13 protein-coding genes are annotated in these 15,093 nt (G+C 64.3%); 4 read left to right on the top strand and 9 right to left on the bottom strand.

What is annotated here, in order from left to right; genetic code table 11:
- Positions 1–277: 277 nt before the first annotated feature.
- From XH81_RS23425 to XH81_RS23415, 3 genes are all read left to right on the top strand, one after another.
- Positions 278–1,459: an HlyD family secretion protein gene (locus XH81_RS23425; protein WP_271596380.1), complete on the top strand. Its 1,182-nt coding sequence runs from the start codon at positions 278–280 to the stop codon at positions 1,457–1,459.
- 117 nt (positions 1,460–1,576) lie between these two features.
- Positions 1,577–3,187 (top strand): MDR family MFS transporter, encoded by a 1,611-nt coding sequence (locus XH81_RS23420; RefSeq protein ID WP_028140048.1) that lies wholly within the window; start codon positions 1,577–1,579, stop codon positions 3,185–3,187.
- A gap of 27 nt (positions 3,188–3,214) precedes the next feature.
- Positions 3,215–3,676 (top strand): carboxymuconolactone decarboxylase family protein, encoded by a 462-nt coding sequence (locus XH81_RS23415; protein WP_028140047.1) that lies wholly within the window; start codon positions 3,215–3,217, stop codon positions 3,674–3,676.
- 165 nt (positions 3,677–3,841) lie between these two features.
- On the opposite strand, the gene XH81_RS23410 is transcribed toward XH81_RS23415, so the two are convergent.
- The 6 genes from XH81_RS23410 to XH81_RS23385 all read right to left on the bottom strand — a co-directional run bounded on the left by XH81_RS23410 (position 3,842) and on the right by XH81_RS23385 (position 9,566).
- Entirely contained in the window at positions 3,842–4,702 is an 861-nt protein-coding gene (locus tag XH81_RS23410) for a D-amino-acid transaminase (RefSeq protein WP_028140046.1), read from the bottom strand.
- 177 nt (positions 4,703–4,879) lie between these two features.
- Positions 4,880–5,611, bottom strand: a complete 732-nt coding sequence (locus XH81_RS23405; RefSeq protein ID WP_028140045.1) for an amino acid ABC transporter ATP-binding protein — start codon at positions 5,609–5,611, stop codon at positions 4,880–4,882.
- Positions 5,612–5,623: 12 nt separating this feature from the next.
- Positions 5,624–6,316: an amino acid ABC transporter permease gene (locus tag XH81_RS23400; protein ID WP_028140044.1), complete on the bottom strand. Its 693-nt coding sequence runs from the start codon at positions 6,314–6,316 to the stop codon at positions 5,624–5,626.
- 4 nt (positions 6,317–6,320) lie between these two features.
- On the bottom strand, positions 6,321–7,052 hold the full coding sequence (locus XH81_RS23395) for an amino acid ABC transporter permease (RefSeq protein WP_038947549.1): 732 nt from the start codon (positions 7,050–7,052) through the stop codon (positions 6,321–6,323).
- A 115-nt stretch (positions 7,053–7,167) separates the two neighbouring features.
- Entirely contained in the window at positions 7,168–8,079 is a 912-nt protein-coding gene (locus tag XH81_RS23390; protein ID WP_028140042.1) for an amino acid ABC transporter substrate-binding protein, read from the bottom strand.
- Positions 8,080–8,180: 101 nt separating this feature from the next.
- On the bottom strand, positions 8,181–9,566 hold the full coding sequence (locus XH81_RS23385; protein ID WP_028140041.1) for a M20 family metallopeptidase: 1,386 nt from the start codon (positions 9,564–9,566) through the stop codon (positions 8,181–8,183).
- A 262-nt stretch (positions 9,567–9,828) separates the two neighbouring features.
- Between XH81_RS23385 and XH81_RS23380 the strand changes: the two genes are divergently transcribed.
- The gene (locus XH81_RS23380) at positions 9,829–11,208 is read left to right on the top strand and encodes an LLM class flavin-dependent oxidoreductase (protein WP_028140040.1); all 1,380 of its coding nucleotides are present in this window, start codon (positions 9,829–9,831) and stop codon (positions 11,206–11,208) included.
- A gap of 151 nt (positions 11,209–11,359) precedes the next feature.
- Here the strand turns inward: XH81_RS23380 and XH81_RS23375 are convergent, their stop codons facing one another.
- From XH81_RS23375 to XH81_RS23365, 3 genes are all read right to left on the bottom strand, one after another.
- Positions 11,360–13,021: a thiamine pyrophosphate-binding protein gene (locus XH81_RS23375; protein WP_028140039.1), complete on the bottom strand. Its 1,662-nt coding sequence runs from the start codon at positions 13,019–13,021 to the stop codon at positions 11,360–11,362.
- A gap of 251 nt (positions 13,022–13,272) precedes the next feature.
- On the bottom strand, positions 13,273–13,776 hold the full coding sequence (locus tag XH81_RS23370) for a GFA family protein (RefSeq protein ID WP_028140038.1): 504 nt from the start codon (positions 13,774–13,776) through the stop codon (positions 13,273–13,275).
- Between the two features lie 149 nt (positions 13,777–13,925).
- Positions 13,926–15,053 carry an alkene reductase gene (locus tag XH81_RS23365; protein WP_028140037.1) on the bottom strand — a complete coding sequence of 376 codons (1,128 nt, stop codon included), beginning with the start codon at positions 15,051–15,053 and terminating at the stop codon, positions 13,926–13,928.
- Between the last annotated feature and the right edge of the window lie 40 nt (positions 15,054–15,093).

Here is a 15,093-nt window from a genome sequence, read left to right as displayed (position 1 = left end):
TCCGCCTTTGATGGATAATCGCAATGAATTCACCCCGATTATCTGTCAAAAACTTGGAGTTCGTCCGGCTTGGAGGCTCGGGTCCAGCAGGACGCATACGTTAGCGCAAATCGCTCGACGGGCGCGGCAATCGCTCTGGGGCAGGCGCGGGTCTGGCCCGCTAGACATTACAACCAGCCGGATTATCCAGCCCCGATGGATAATCCTTCCAGCATTTCGCCGATTATCACCCGGCCCAGAAAGACCAATAGTCTCGGTACGCCGATAGGAGACTTCCATGTCCGAGATGCCCCGCGCCGAGATTTTTCAGCAGGCAACTGAAATCACCCCCGATAGCACCAAGCCGCCGCCGACTATCCCGCTCCGGAACAGGGTGCGGCGCGCGGCGCTGGCGCTCGCGCTCCTCGCGGGCACGGCAACCGCTGTCTATTACGGGCACGACTACTGGACCAACGGCCGCTACCTCGAGACAACCGACGACGCCTATGTGAAGGCCGACTCCACGATCATCGCGCCAAAAATCTCCGGCTACATCGCCAAGGTGCTGGTCAGTGACAACGAAAAGGTGAAGGCCGGCCAGGCGCTGGCCAAGATCGACGATCGTGACTTCAAGGCGGCGCTCGACCAGGCCAAAGCCGACGTCGCCGCGGGCGAAGCCTCGGTGCGCAACATCGATGCCCAGTTCGAACTGCAACAGCCGATCATCGAGCAGAGCACGGCGGATGTCACCGCTGCCGACGCCAACCTGAAATTCGCGCAGGAAGAGCGCGCCCGTTACGACGACCTCATGAAGACCGGCTCCGGCACGATCCAGCGCGCGCAGCAGACCGACGCGGCGCTACGCGCGAGCAGCGCGCAATTGCAGCACGCGAAATCCGGCCTGCTGGCCGCGCAGCGCAAGATCGACGTGCTCACCACCCAGCGCGCCCAGGCGGCGGCCCAGCTCGAACGGGCCCGCGCCGTCGCGCAGCAGGCGGCGTTGAACCTGTCCTATACCGAGATCACCGCGCCGGTCGAGGGCACCGTCGGCGCCCGCTCGCTGCGCGTCGGCCAGTACGTGCAAGCCGGCACGCAATTGATGGCGGTGGTACCGCTCGATGCGGTGTACGTGGTGGCCAACTTCAAGGAGACCCAGCTCACGCATGTGCGGCCGGGTCAGCCGGTCGAGTTGCACGTCGACAGTTTTCGCAATCGAACCCTGCACGGCCATGTCGACAGCCTGTCGCCGGCAAGCGGGCTCGAATTCGCGCTGCTGCCGCCCGACAACGCCACCGGCAATTTCACCAAGATCGTGCAGCGGGTCCCGGTGAAGATCGTGCTCGACGACCACAGCCTCACCGGCCTGCTGCGCCCCGGCATGTCGGCGGTGCCGACGGTCGATACCAAGCATGCGGTGCAGGCCGAGCGCGAGACGGCGAAGCGCCTCGCCGACAACACGTCCCGCCCGAACGGCGGCTGAAGCCGGAAGGCGTCGGCGGGATTATCAAATCCTGCCGGACGATCCTTCCACAACTTCATCGATGATCGAAACCATTCGCCGAACGCATCCTGTCTCCGTACCCGAGACGAGGCTTCCATGAGCACGCTGCAACCGACCGTCGACGCCGCCGCCAATCTCACCGCCCCCGCAGCTCCGACCACGCCGGCCGTATCCGCAAAAACCTGGGTCGCGGTGATCGGCGCGACGCTCGGCGCCTTCATGGCGGTGCTGAACATCCAGATCGTCAACGCCTCGCTCGCCGACATCCAGGGCGCGATCGGCGCCGGCATCGACGACGGCGGCTGGATCTCGACCTCCTATCTGATCGCCGAAATCGTGGTGATCCCGCTCTCCGGCTGGCTGGCGCAGGTGTTCTCGATCCGGATTTACCTTCTGACCAACGCGGTCCTGTTCCTGGTTCTCTCGGCGGCTTGCGCACTGGCGCAGGATTTGCCGCAGATGATCGTGCTGCGCGCCGTGCAGGGATTTACCGGCGGTGTCCTGATTCCCATGGCGTTCACGCTGATCATCACGCTGCTGCCGCGCGCAAAACAGCCGGTCGGCCTTGCGCTGTTCGCGCTGTCGGCGACGTTCGCGCCGGCGATCGGCCCGACCATCGGCGGCTATCTCACCGAGAATTTCGGCTGGGAGTACATCTTCTACGTCAACCTCGTCCCCGGCGCGGTGATGGTCGGCATGCTCTGGTACGCTCTCGAGCCCAAGCCGATGAAGCTGGCGCTGCTGCGCGACGGCGACTGGGCCGGCATCGTCACCATGGCGATCGGGCTATCGACGCTCCAGACCGTGCTGGAGGAAGGCAACAAGGACGACTGGTTCGGCTCGCCCTTCATCGTCAGGCTGTCAGTGATCGCGGCCGTCGCGCTGACCGCCTTCCTGATCATCGAGCTCACGGTGAAGAAGCCGCTCCTCAACCTGCGCCTGCTCGTCCGCCGCAATTTCGGCTTCGGCATGCTCGCAAATTTTCTGCTCGGCATCGCGCTGTACGGCTCGGTCTTCATCCTGCCGCAATATCTGTCGCGCATCCAGGGCTACAATTCCGAGCAGATCGGCATGGTGCTGGCATGGACCGGATTGCCGCAACTCCTGCTGATTCCGCTGGTGCCGCGCCTGATGCAGAAGTTCGATGCGCGGATCATCATCGGCATCGGCTTCGTGCTGTTCGCGGCTTCCAACTTCATGAACATCTATATGACCAATGATTACGCCGCCGACCAGCTGCTGTGGCCCAACATCGTCCGCGCCATCGGCCAGGCGCTGGTGATGGCGCCGCTGTCGGCGGTCGCCACATCAGGCATCGAGCCGGAGAACGCGGGCTCGGCCTCGGGCCTGTTCAACATGATGCGCAATCTCGGCGGCGCCGTCGGCATCGCACTGCTCCAGACCGTGCTGACCAAGCGCGAGCAGTATCACTCCAACGTGCTGATGCAGTCGGTCTCGGTGTTCGAGCAGGCCACCCGCACACGGCTGGAACAGCTCACGCAATATTTCGTCAATCATGGCATCCTCGACCGTGCGGATGCGGCGCATCGCGCCTATGTCGCGATTGGCCATATCGTGCAGAAGCAGGCCTATATCTTCGCCTTCAGCGACACGTTTTATCTGCTCGGCATGGCGCTGATCGTCGCGCTCGCCGCGGTCCTGTTCCTGAAGAAGCCCGGCCAGACCTCAGCCGGTGGTGCCCACTGACTCAACCCAGCCGCAAGGAGAACGACCATGAAACCCCGCATGAACTACTATCAGGCCGCGCCGGACACGATCAAAGCGCTGATGGCGCTGGAGACGCAGATCCAGTCCACGGGGCTCGAGAAATCGCTGATCGAGCTCGTCAAGATCCGGGCGTCACAGATCAACGGCTGCGCCTTTTGCATCAACATGCACACCGAGGACGCGCGCAAGCGCGGCGAGACCGAGCAGCGCATCTACCTGCTCGATGCCTGGCGCGAATCCCCGCTCTACACGGATCGCGAGCGCGCCGCGCTGGCCTGGACGGAATCGGTCACGCTGATCGCGCAGACGCATGCGCCTGATGACGTCTACGGGCAGGTCCGCGCGCAGTTCTCCGAGGAAGAGACGGTGAACCTGACCATGCTGATCGGCGCCATCAACGCCTGGAACAGGATCGCGATCGCGTTCCGCGCGGTTCATCCGGTGAAGGTGAAGGCGTCGGCGGCGTGAAGGGGCGCGCCCCGAGGCAGGTCTCGTAGGGTGGGCAAAGCGACTTGTCCGCCGTAGCTCGTAGAGCGAAGGCGGAAGCGTGCCCACCTTCTGTCAGCTAGAGCGAGAGAGACGTGGGCACGGCGCAAGTGCGCCTTTGCCCACCCTACGGCAGCGGTACGCGGCTCAGACCGCCGTCGCCTTGGCGAACTCCACGTAGATTTCGCGCAATCTCGTCGCCATCGGGCCGGGCTTGCCGTCGCCGATCCTCTTGCCGTCGATCGCAACCACGGGCTGGACAAACAGTGACGCCGAGGTGGCAAAAGCTTCCTTTGCAGCCAGCGCCTCGGCCACCGTGAACGAGCGCTCCTCGACGCGAAGCTGACGTTCCTCGGCGAGCGCCACCACGGCCTTGCGGGTGCAGCCCGGCAGGATCGCGTTGGAGTTCTTGCGGGTCACGATGACGTCGTCCTTGGTCAGGATGAACGCCGAGGATGAGCCGCCCTCGGTGACGTATCCGTCTTCCAGCATCCAGGCTTCGCCGGCGCCGGCTTCGGCCGCCGCCTGCTTTGCCAAGACCTGCGCCAGCAGGGCCACGCTCTTGATGTCGCGCCGCTCCCAGCGGATATCCGGCACCGTGATGACATTGATGCCGGTCTTTGCGGAGGCGGCGTTGATGATGTCCTTTTCCGAGGTGAACATCACCAGGCTCGACTTGACGTCGCCCTTGGGGAAGGGGAAGTCGCGGCCCTTGTCGGCGCCGCGCGTCACCTGGAGATAGACGAGGCCGCTTGTGACCTTGTTGCGCGCGATCAGTTCCTTCTGCAGCTCGGTGATGCGTTCGAGCGTCTCCGGCAGCCTCAAGCTGATCTCGCCGACCGAGCGCTCAAGCCGCGCCAGATGCGAGGCGTTGTCGACCAGCTTGCCGTCGAGCACGGCCGAGACCTCATAGATGCCGTCGGCGAACAGAAAACCGCGATCGAGGACCGAGATCTTGGCGTCCGAGAGCGGGACGAATGAGCCGTTGACGTAGGCGATCGGGTCCAAGGCAGGTCTCCTGGGGAGAAAGGGGGATTTGGGGCGTTATACGCCGATTGAGGGGCGCAATCATCCCTCGTTTCGTCATTCCGGGGCATTCGCGCAGCGAATGAGCCCGGAATCCATAACCACCATCGGGGTATGGATCCCGGGCTCGCGCTACGCGCGCCCCGGGATGACGACCGGCTAATGCGACAAGATCTTCGACAAGAACTTCTGCGCGCGGTCGCTGCGCGGCTGGCCGAAGAAATCGTCCTTCGCCGCGTCCTCGACGATCTCGCCGCGGTCCATGAAGATCACGCGATTCGCCACCTTGCGGGCAAACCCCATCTCGTGGGTGACGACCATCATGGTCATGCCCTCATGGGCGAGATCGACCATGACGTCGAGCACTTCACTGACCATTTCGGGATCGAGTGCCGAGGTCGGCTCGTCGAACAGCATCACGATCGGGTCCATGGCGAGCGCGCGCGCGATCGCCACGCGCTGCTGCTGGCCGCCGGAAAGCTGCGCGGGAAATTTCTGCGCCTGTTCCTTCAGGCCGACGCGATCCAGCAGCATCATGCCCTTCGTCACCGCCTTGTCAGACGACCTGCCCAGCACCTTCTGCTGCGCGAGGCAGAGATTGTCGATGATCTTGAGATGCGGGAACAGCTCGAAGTGCTGGAACACCATGCCGACGCGCGAGCGCAGCTTGGGCAGATTGGTCTTGGGATCGTTGACCTTGGTGCCGTCGACGCTGATGTCGCCGCTCTGGAACGGCTCCAGCGCATTGACGCATTTGATCAGCGTCGACTTGCCCGAGCCCGAGGGGCCGCAGACCACGACCACCTCGCCCTTGGTGACGTTGGTGGTGCAATCGGTCAGCACCTGGAAGCTCGGAGTGTACCATTTGTTGACGTGGCTGATTTCGATCATGACCGACACGCTCTATCGAATGATGGCGATGCGCGCCTGGAGGCGACGGACGCCGAAGGACGCGATACAGGAAATGGTGAAGTAGACGACAGCTGCGAACAGGTACATTTCGACGAGGCGCCCGTCGCGCTGCGCGACCTTGCTCGCCGCTCCCAGGAAGTCCGTGATCGAGAGGACGTAGACCAGCGAGGTGTCCTGGAACAGCACGATGGTCTGCGTGATCAGGACCGGCAGCATGTTGCGGAAGGCTTGCGGCAACACGACGTAGCGCATGGTCTGGGCGTAGGTCAGCCCCAGCGCGCTGGCCGCGGCCGGCTGGCCGCGCGAGATCGACTGGATACCGGCGCGCATGATCTCGGAGAAGTACGCCGCCTCGAACATGATGAAGGTGATGAGCGAGGATGCGAACGCGCCGACGCTGATGGGGCGCGAGGCGCCGGTCAGCCATTGCCCGATATAGGGCACCAGGAAGTAGAACCAGAAGATGACCAGCACCAGCGGCAGCGAGCGCATGAAGTCGACATAGACGCCGGCGATGCGGCCGAGGATCTTGAAGCCGGACAACCGCATCAGCGCGAGCGCCGTGCCGAAGACCAGGCCGCCGAGAGCTGCGAGCCCCGTCAGCGTCAGGGTGAACGTCATGCCCTCGTAGAACAAATAGGGCAGCGCGCGGCGGATGACGTCGAAATCGAGATTGCCGAACATGGCGCTATTTCCCCGTGATGTAGCCGGGGATCGCGACCCAGCGCTCGAGGAAGCGCATCGCGGTCACGACGACGGCGTTGACGAGGAGGTAGAGAAGCGTCGCGGCGGTGAAGGCCTCGAACACCTGGAACGAGAACTCCTGCATCGAGCGCGCCTGTCCAGTCAACTCGAGCAGGCCGATGGTGATAGCGACCGCCGTGTTCTTGATGGTGTTGAGGAACTCCGACGTCAGCGGCGGCAGGATGATACGGAACGCCATCGGCAGCAGCACATAGCGATAACCCTGCGCGGTGGTCAGACCCAGCGCGGTCGCCGCCATCTTCTGCCCGCGCGGCAGTGAGCCGATGCCGGCCTGCAATTGCACGGCGACGCGCGCCGACATGAAGAAACCAACGCCGATCGCCGCCGTCCAGAACGGCGCGTTCGGCAGCTGCTTCAGCCAGGTGCCGGCGCCTTTCGGCAGCAGTTCCGGCAACACGAAGAACCACAGGAACAGCTGCACCAGCAGCGGCATGTTGCGGAAGAATTCGACATAAGCGAAGCCGAACCAGTTCGCACCCTTCGACGGCAGCGTGCGCATGACGCCGACGAGCGAGCCGGTGATCAGCGCGATGACCCAGGCCAACGCCGCGGTCTTCAGGGTCAGCACCAGGCCCGACAGCAGCATGTCGAGATAGGTGCCCGTCCCCATCGGGTTCGGCTGGAAAAAGATTCCCCAGTTCCAGTTATAGTTCACGTGTCCCCCGCGCGAACGCGCCAGTCAGAGATATCCTGGCCGCCTATGCAAATGTCCGGCCACCCCTGTGTCAAGAGTGGCCGGACATGATCCCGATCGAAATATCGAGGTTATCTTACTTATAGTCGTCCGGGTTCGGCGAGTCCGAAGGCTTCGCGAACTCGTTCTTCAGCTCGGCCGAGATCGGCGTATTGAGGTTGAGGCCCTTCGGCGGGATCTTGGCCGTGAACCATTTGTCGTAGATCTTCTGGGCCTCGCCGGACGTATAGAGCGCAGCGGTCGCCGCATCGACCACCTTCTTGAAGGCGGCGTCGTCCTTGCGCAGCATGATGCCGTAGGGTTCGGGCTTGGAGAACGCGTCCTTGGAGACGGCGTAGTCATCCGGCGACTTCGAGCCGGCGACGAGGCTCGCGAGCAGGATGTCGTCCATGACGAAGGCGACCGCGCGGTCGGTCTCGACCATCAGGAAGGCTTCGGCGTGGTCCTTGGCGGGGATGATGTTTGCGCCGAGGCTTTTCGCGACGTTGGCCTCGGTGAGCTGCTTGATGTTGGTGGTTCCCGCGGTCGAGACCACCGTCTTGCCCTTGAGGTCGTCGATCGACTTCAGGCCGCTCGACTTCTTGAAGACGTAGCGGCTGGCGGTCAGGAAGTGGGTGTTGGTGAAGGCGACCTGCTTCTGGCGCTCGGCATTGTTGGTGGTCGAGCCGCATTCGAGGTCGATGGTGCCGTTGGCCATCAGCGGGATACGGGTCGCCGACGTCACCGGATTGAGCTTGACCTCGAGCTTGTCGAGCTTGAGCTCCTTCTTCACGGCGTCGACGATCTTGTAGCAGATGTCCATCGCGAATCCGACGGGCTTCTGGTTGTCGTCGAGATAGGAGAAGGGGATCGAGGAGTCGCGGAAGCCCAGCGTGATGGCGCCGGTGTCCTTGATGTTCTTCAGCGTGCCTGTCAGCTCCTGGGCCCCGGCCTGGCTGACGGCGAAGGTCGCGGCGAGCGCGAGCCCAATGCTACGGAAATGTTTCACTTTTTTGGTCCCCTTTCAGGATGATGCGGCCCGGATGCAAGCACAGATTGGGCCGGATTAGAATGTGACTTTCGGCTGGCTTGCGGCAGAGGTTAATGGGCTCAGGTCAGCGGCTTGGGCAATTCCCCGAGATCCCAGAACAGGCCGGCCATCACCGTCAAGGCTTCTTCCGTCAATGGCAGCAGGATGTGCTCATTGGGCGCATGCTGGGAGCAGCCGGGATAGGAGTGCGGGACCCAGATCGTCGGCAGACCCAGGATCTCGGAGAATACGTCGTTGGGCAGCGAGCCGCCGAAGTTCGGCAGCACCGCCGGCGGTTTCCCCGTGGTCTCTTTCACCGAATCCGCCGCCCATTTGATCCAGGGGCTGTCGAAATCGGTCCGCGATGCAGCAAAGCTCTGCGCCGCCCGCACCTCGACCATCGGAAAGCCCTCCTGGACAAGATGCGCGCGGACCGCCTCGATCAGGCCGCCGACCTCGGTGCCGACCACGAAACGCAGTTGCAGCACGGCGTTGGCATGGCCCGGAATGGCGTTGGCCGGCTTCTCGATATTGCCCGATGACATCGCCAGCACTTCCAGCGTGTTCCAGGCGTAAAGCCGCTCGGCGGCCGACAGCCCTTCCTCGCCCCAGTTCTCGGCAAGCGCCGGCTCGTCCTCGGTCGGCACCACCTGCACGTCGGCGAGATAGCTGCGGATCTGGTTGCTGAGGCGCGGCGGCTTCAGCGCGTCGAGCTGCAGGCGGCCATGGCCGTCGACCAGCGTCGAGATCGCGTTGACCAGGATGGTCGCGGGGTTGGCGAGCACGCCGCCCCAATTGCCGGAATGGTGGCCGCCATCGCGCAGGTTCACATCCAGATGAATGCGGATGCCGCCGCGGCATCCCAGGAACAGCGTCGGGCGGTCGGCGGACAAACGGGGCCCGTCGGAGGCCATGAACAGGTCGGCCTTGAGCGCGTCGCGATTGAGGTCGCAGACCTTGCCAAGATCGGGCGAGCCGATCTCCTCGCCCATCTCGACGATGAACTTGGCGTTGAAGCCGAGCTTGCCGCCACGGGCGTCGCGCACCGCGCGGAGTGCCGCCATGTTGATGCTGTGCTGGCCCTTGTTGTCAGCGGTGCCGCGGCCATAGAGCCGCGTGCCCGCAACCGTCGTGCGCCAGGGATCGCGGCCCTCGCGCCACTCGCCCTCCATGCCGTCGACGACGTCGCCATGGCCGTAGATCAGCACGGTCGGCGCGGAGGCGCTTTCGTGATGCTCGGCGAACAGGAACGGCGACTTGCCACTGGGGGACTCGACGATGCGGCTGGTGAAATCGAGCGCCGCGAAGGCCGGCACCATCTCCTGTTCCAGATAGGCGCGCAGCTCGGGGCCGCGCGCGGGATTTTGGCTTTCGGTCTTGAAGGCGACGCGGCGGTCGAGTTCAGCGAGGAACGCACCGGATTTGAAATCCTCACGGGCGCGGGCGATGGCGTCGGCTCTGGTCATGATTTTCTTTTCGGACTTCGAGGCGAAGGACCCTACCCGAGACAGGGTGGCCTTCGAAAGTGGCAGGGACTTGGATAGCTCTTGTACTTCTCTTGTAGTTCTCTTGGGATTTCGTTCTTGCTCTCTTGAGATTGGCTTGCCAAAGGCGGCAGCCCGCTGATTTTGGCCTTGCCAAGCGCAGGTTATATGCAAGAACTTCGCCAAGTTCGGGCGCACATCTACCATTCGAAGAGCGCTCAGTATAGAGCGCCGGGGAACGATCATGGCCAAGCAGATCAGGCTCAATGCCTTTGCGATGAATTGCGTCGCGCACCAGTCGCCGGGCCTGTGGACCCATCCGCGCGACCGCACCGCCGAGTATAACCGCCTGCCCTACTGGATCGATCTTGCCAGGACGCTGGAGCGTGGCCGTTTCGACGGATTGTTCCTCGCCGACGTGCTCGGCGTCTACGACGTCTACGGCAACAGCCCTGACGCGGCCTTGCGCAACGCTGCGCAGACGCCGTCGAACGAGCCGCTGCTGCTGCTCTCGGCGATGGCCGCGGTAACGCAAAATCTCGGCTTCGGCGTCACCAGCAATCTGTCGTTCGAGCCGCCCTACCCGTTCGCGCGGCGGATGTCGACGCTCGATCATCTCACTGAAGGGCGGATCGGCTGGAACGTCGTCACCGGCTATCTCGACAGTGCCGCGCGTGGCGCCGGCAAGGACAAGCAGACCGGGCATGACGACCGCTACGACATCGCGGACGAATACATGGAGGTGGTCTACAAATTGTGGGAAGGGAGCTGGGAAGACGACGCCGTGCTGCGCGACCGCAAGCGCGGCATCTTCACCGATCCCGCCAAAGTCCATCGCGTCAACCATGAGGGCGCAAACTATCGCATCAACAACACCATTCACCTCAGCGAGCCGTCGCCCCAGCGCACGCCCGTGCTCTACCAGGCCGGCACCTCGCCGCGCGGCCGGCAATTCGCGGCACGTCACGCCGAATGCGTGTTCATGTCGGGACCGTCGGCCAAGATCATCGGGCCGCGCGTGTCGGCGATCCGCCAGGAGGCCGCCGCGGTCGGCCGCAATCCGGCTGAGATCCTGATGTTCAACATGATGACGATCATCCTCGGCAACACGGAAGCGGAAGCTGCGGCGAAATATGCCGACTACCGGTCGCATATCAATCCGGAAGGCGCGCTGGCGTTGATGTCGGGATGGACCGGCATCGACTTCTCCGGCTACGAGCTCGACCAGCAAGTGCGTCACGTCCAGAACGACGCCGGTCGCAGCGCGCTCGACAACGTCACCCGGGGCGACCCGGACCGCGTCTGGACCGTGCGCGACGTCATCGAGCATGTCGGCATCGGCGGCGCCGGCCCTGTCGTGGTCGGCACGCCGGACATGGTCGCGGACAAGATCGAGGATTGGTTCGAGAAGACCGACGTCGACGGCCTCAACGTCGCGTTTGCGGTCTCGCCCGGCGACTTCGAGGACATTGCCGACATGCTGGTGCCGGAGCTGACGCGGCGCGGACGGTACAAGTCGGAATACGCAAAGGGCACGCTGCGGGAGAAGCTGTTTGGCGAAGGTCGCGCAAGGCTGGATGCGCCGCATCCGGCGGCGGGGTATCGGGTGGGGAGGAAGGGGTAGGCGCCACACACGCCGTGTCGTCCCGGCGAACGCCGGGACCCATAACCCCAGGGAGTAGTTTTGGCGAGGATTGGTCGTTCGGGATTGGGAGCAGCCGCGATCGATAGATCACGCGGTATGGGTCCCGGCGTTCGCCGGGACGACAGCGGGGCTACACCTTCCCGTCCACCATCACCTCGATCAACTTCGTCCCCGGCCGATTGAACGCCGACGCCAGTGTCGCCTTCAGCTCTCTGGGATCGCTGACCTTGATCGCCTCGCAGCCGAGCGCCTTGGCGACGCCGGCGAAATCGACGGGCGGATCGACGAAATCCATGCCGACATAATTGTCGTCGTCATGGAAAGCGAGCAGGCGCTGCTTGATGATACGGTAGCCGCCATTGTTGGCGATGACGACGTTGAGCGGCAGCTTGTGATGCGCCGCGGTCCATAGCGACTGAATCGAATACATCGCACTGCCGTCGCCCGAGAAGCACACGACGGGGCGATCCGGATTGGCGATGCTGGCGCCGACCGAGGCCGGCAGGCCCCAGCCGATGCCGCCTGAGGCAAGGCCGTGATAGCCGTAGCGATCGCGATGCGGTCGCAGCGCCGTCACTTGACGGCTGGAGGTGAGGCCCTCGTCAACGAGAATGGCGTTATCCGGCATGGCCTCGACCATCTGCAGCACCAGAAAATCCGGATCGATGGGCGCGCGGCCGGCGCTCTTGCCGATCTGCTCGACCAGCGCGGCACGCCGCGCGGTCCAGTTCTTCGGCGCGATCTCGGCGAGGCGCTGCTTGGCGCGGCTCGCAAGTGTCGCGCCACCCATCTCCTTCAGCACCGGGATCAACGCGCGCAGCGTTTCCTTCAGATCCGCCTTGAGCGCGATCTCGGCGCCGTAATTCTTGGCGATCTCCCAATCGACGAGGCCGATCTGGACGATGCCGAGTCCGTCAGGCAGCGCATCGACCTCGCTATAGACAGACATCCGCAAGGGATCGCCGCCGAGCGCAATCAGGAGATCGTACGGCGCGAGCGTATCGCGCGCGACCTTCTGCACGCGTGCCAGCGTGCCGACAAAGCTCGGGCTCTCCGACAGGAAGTGCGAGCCATAGGGCGTCGAGGACTGGTAAGCCGCCGCGCCGAGCAGCTCGGCAAGTTGGGCAGCCTCCTTCAGCGCATCGCTCTTGACCACCTCGTCCATGGTGACGATGACGGGGCGCTCCGCCCTCAGCAGCCGCGCGGCAAAGGCCGTGAGCGCTTCGTCCGACGGCCTTGTCCGCGCGTCGATGCGGGTGGAGCGACCGAGATCGATCCCCGCTTCGCTGTTCAGGATGTCGCCGGGCAGCGAGATGAACACCGGACCGGTCGGCGGCGTCGTCGCAATCTTGGCGGCACGGCGCACGATGCGCGGCAAATCCTCCAGCCGCGTCACCTCCACCGCCCATTTCACCAGCGGTTCGGCCATCCGCACCAGCGGCCCATACAGCACCGGCTCCATCAGGCCGTGCCCCTGCTCCTGCTGGCCGGCCGTGAGGATCATCGGCGTGCCCGTGAACTGGGCGTTGTAGAGCGAGCCCATCGCGTTGCCGAGGCCGGGCGCGACATGAACATTGCAGGCGACGAGTTTTCCGGAGGCGCGGCTATAGCCATCGGCGATCGCCACCACCAGGCTCTCCTGCATCGCCATCACATAGGTGAGGTCGGGATGGTCCTTCAGCGCATGCATGATCGGCAGCTCGGTGGTGCCGGGATTGCCGAACAGATGCGTGACGCCCTCGTCCTTGAGCAGCGCGAGAAAGGCGGAGCGGCCGGTGATCTTGTTCTTCATGTTTCCTCCAGGGAGCGGACGTTGCCGCAAGGACGGCGGCATGATGGCCGAAGTCGCGGGAGGCGCGCAAGGAAGCGTGCTCATGGCTGCGTTGCATGGAAGCCCCGCTCTCGTGTCCCGGACGCGACGCAGCGCGCAGCGGTGCGGCGCAGAGCCGGGACCCAGTTGCTCACCGCATTCTCCGCTGCATGGGCCCCGGCTCGGCGGCGCGGCACTTCGTGCCGCACCGCGTCCGGGGCATGAGAGTGGAGCTAAATTTCCTCCCGGCCCAGCTCGAACGGGTCCTCGCCGCCCGCGCGCTTCTTCTTTTTCGAGCGCTGCCAGACCACGCCCGGAAAGCCCTTCAGCGGCACCAGCGGCTCGCCGGTATAGGCCCATTCCTGCAGCTCCTCGATCGCGATGTGATAGAGCGGCTGGCGGCCGGTGCGCTCCCTGAAGAGCGCACGCGGGATGTTGACCATGTGCGGACCGCGCGGTCGTTCATAGGCAATCGGCGTGCCGCACTGCGAGCAGAAGCTGCGCGTGGTTTTGGTGGACTTGTCCTCGTAGCGGGTGAGAGCGGTCTTGCCGGATGTGATGCGAAACCGCTTCTTCCAGCTTCCGACATAGGTCGCATAGGCCGCGCCATGGGCGCGGCGGCTGGCGGCGGAGTGATCGTGCCAGGCCCAGCGCGCGGGGACATCGATCTCGAAGGTGACCTTGCCGCAGAGGCATTGGCCGGTGGCGATCCCTGCGGCGGCTGCGGCTTTGGCCATGAACGTCTTTCCGTTGTCATTGCAGACAATACGATCGTCATTCCGGGGCGCGACAAAGTCGCGAGCCCGGAATCCATCAGGCGGCTTGTTCAGACGGAGAGATGGATTCCGGGTTCGATGCTACGCATCGCCCCGGAATGACAGCCGAACTACGCCGGCGTCAGCTCGTCATAAACAGGATAATCCGTGTACCCCTTCTCCTCGCCGCCATAGAACGTCGCGCGGTTGTACGGCGTGATCGGGTAGTCGTGCTGCAGGCGGCGCGGCAGATCGGGATTGGAGATGAAGATGCGACCGAAGGCGATGATGTCGGCATGGCCGTCGGCGATCGCCGCATTCGCAGTCTCGCCGGTGAAGCCGCCGGCGGTCATCAGCACGCCGCTGTAGAGCGGGCGGAACAGCAGCATCGCCGACGGCACATTCTGCCAGTTGACCTCGGCGCGACCCGAGCCGCTCGATCGCGGCTCGATGAAGTGCAGATAGGCGAGGCCGAGCTTGTCGAGCGCCTTCACCACGTGGGTGTATAGCGGCATCGGATCGGGCTCGCCGGAATCGTTGGCGATGCCATGCGGCGACAGCCGCACGGCGACGCGGTTCGCACCCCAAACGTCGATCGCGGCCTGCGTCACCTCGAGCAGCAGCCGGGCGCGGTTCTCGATCGATCCACCATATTGATCGGTGCGCTGGTTGCTGCGTGATTGCAGGAATTGCTCGAGCAGATAGCCGTTGGCACCGTGGATCTCGACACCGTCGAAACCGGCCGCGAGCGCATTCTTCGCGCCTTGCCTGAAGGCCTCGACGATACCCTTGACTTCCCCGGTCTCCAGCGCGCGCGGCGTCTCATAGTCCGAGATCTTGCCGTCGGCCGTCATCGCCTTCATGCCTTCCGCCTTGATCGGGATCGCCGAGGCCGAAACCGGCAGCTCGCCGCCGTGGAAGGAGGAATGCGAGACGCGGCCGACATGCCAGAGCTGGAGGAAGATGATGCCGCCCTTGGCGTGCACGGCATCGACCACCTTGCGCCAGCCGGCGATCTGCGCCTCCGAATAGATGCCGGGCGTCGCCGGATTGCCGCGGCCGTGCGAGAGCACCGGCGAGGCCTCGGCGATGAGCAGGCCGCCCGGCGTCGCACGCTGGCCGTAATATTCGGCGTTGAGCGGGCGCGGTGAAAAGCTCTCGCGCTCGGCCCGCATGCGTGTCAGCGGTGCCATCGCGACGCGATGCGCAAGCTTGTACGGACCAACCTGCAACGGTCTAAACAACGCCTCGAATTTCATGCTGACCCCGAGTTTCTTTAGAAGGATGCGGATCATATAG

Origin of the sequence: Bradyrhizobium sp. CCBAU 25360, from assembly GCF_028128695.1 — a bacterium.
Lineage (GTDB): Bacteria > Pseudomonadota > Alphaproteobacteria > Rhizobiales > Xanthobacteraceae > Bradyrhizobium > Bradyrhizobium ottawaense.
Note: the sequence above shows the minus strand (reverse complement) of the source record. Positions and strands in the feature narration are given on the sequence as shown.

What these genes read in the sequence shown, in the direction of transcription:
- XH81_RS23425 (WP_271596380.1), top strand. Translation starts at nt 278, where the DNA reads ATGTCCGAGATGCCCCGCGCCGAGATTTTTCAGCAGGCAACTGAAATC.
- XH81_RS23420 (WP_028140048.1), top strand. Translation starts at nt 1,577, where the DNA reads ATGAGCACGCTGCAACCGACCGTCGACGCCGCCGCCAATCTCACCGCC.
- XH81_RS23415 (WP_028140047.1), top strand. Translation starts at nt 3,215, where the DNA reads ATGAAACCCCGCATGAACTACTATCAGGCCGCGCCGGACACGATCAAA.
- XH81_RS23405 (WP_028140045.1), bottom strand. Translation starts at nt 5,611, where the DNA reads ATGATCGAAATCAGCCACGTCAACAAATGGTACACTCCGAGCTTCCAG.
- XH81_RS23400 (WP_028140044.1), bottom strand. Translation starts at nt 6,316, where the DNA reads ATGTTCGGCAATCTCGATTTCGACGTCATCCGCCGCGCGCTGCCCTAT.
- XH81_RS23385 (WP_028140041.1), bottom strand. Translation starts at nt 9,566, where the DNA reads ATGACCAGAGCCGACGCCATCGCCCGCGCCCGTGAGGATTTCAAATCC.
- XH81_RS23380 (WP_028140040.1), top strand. Translation starts at nt 9,829, where the DNA reads ATGGCCAAGCAGATCAGGCTCAATGCCTTTGCGATGAATTGCGTCGCG.
- XH81_RS23375 (WP_028140039.1), bottom strand. Translation starts at nt 13,021, where the DNA reads ATGAAGAACAAGATCACCGGCCGCTCCGCCTTTCTCGCGCTGCTCAAG.
- XH81_RS23370 (WP_028140038.1), bottom strand. Translation starts at nt 13,776, where the DNA reads ATGGCCAAAGCCGCAGCCGCCGCAGGGATCGCCACCGGCCAATGCCTC.
- XH81_RS23365 (WP_028140037.1), bottom strand. Translation starts at nt 15,053, where the DNA reads ATGAAATTCGAGGCGTTGTTTAGACCGTTGCAGGTTGGTCCGTACAAG.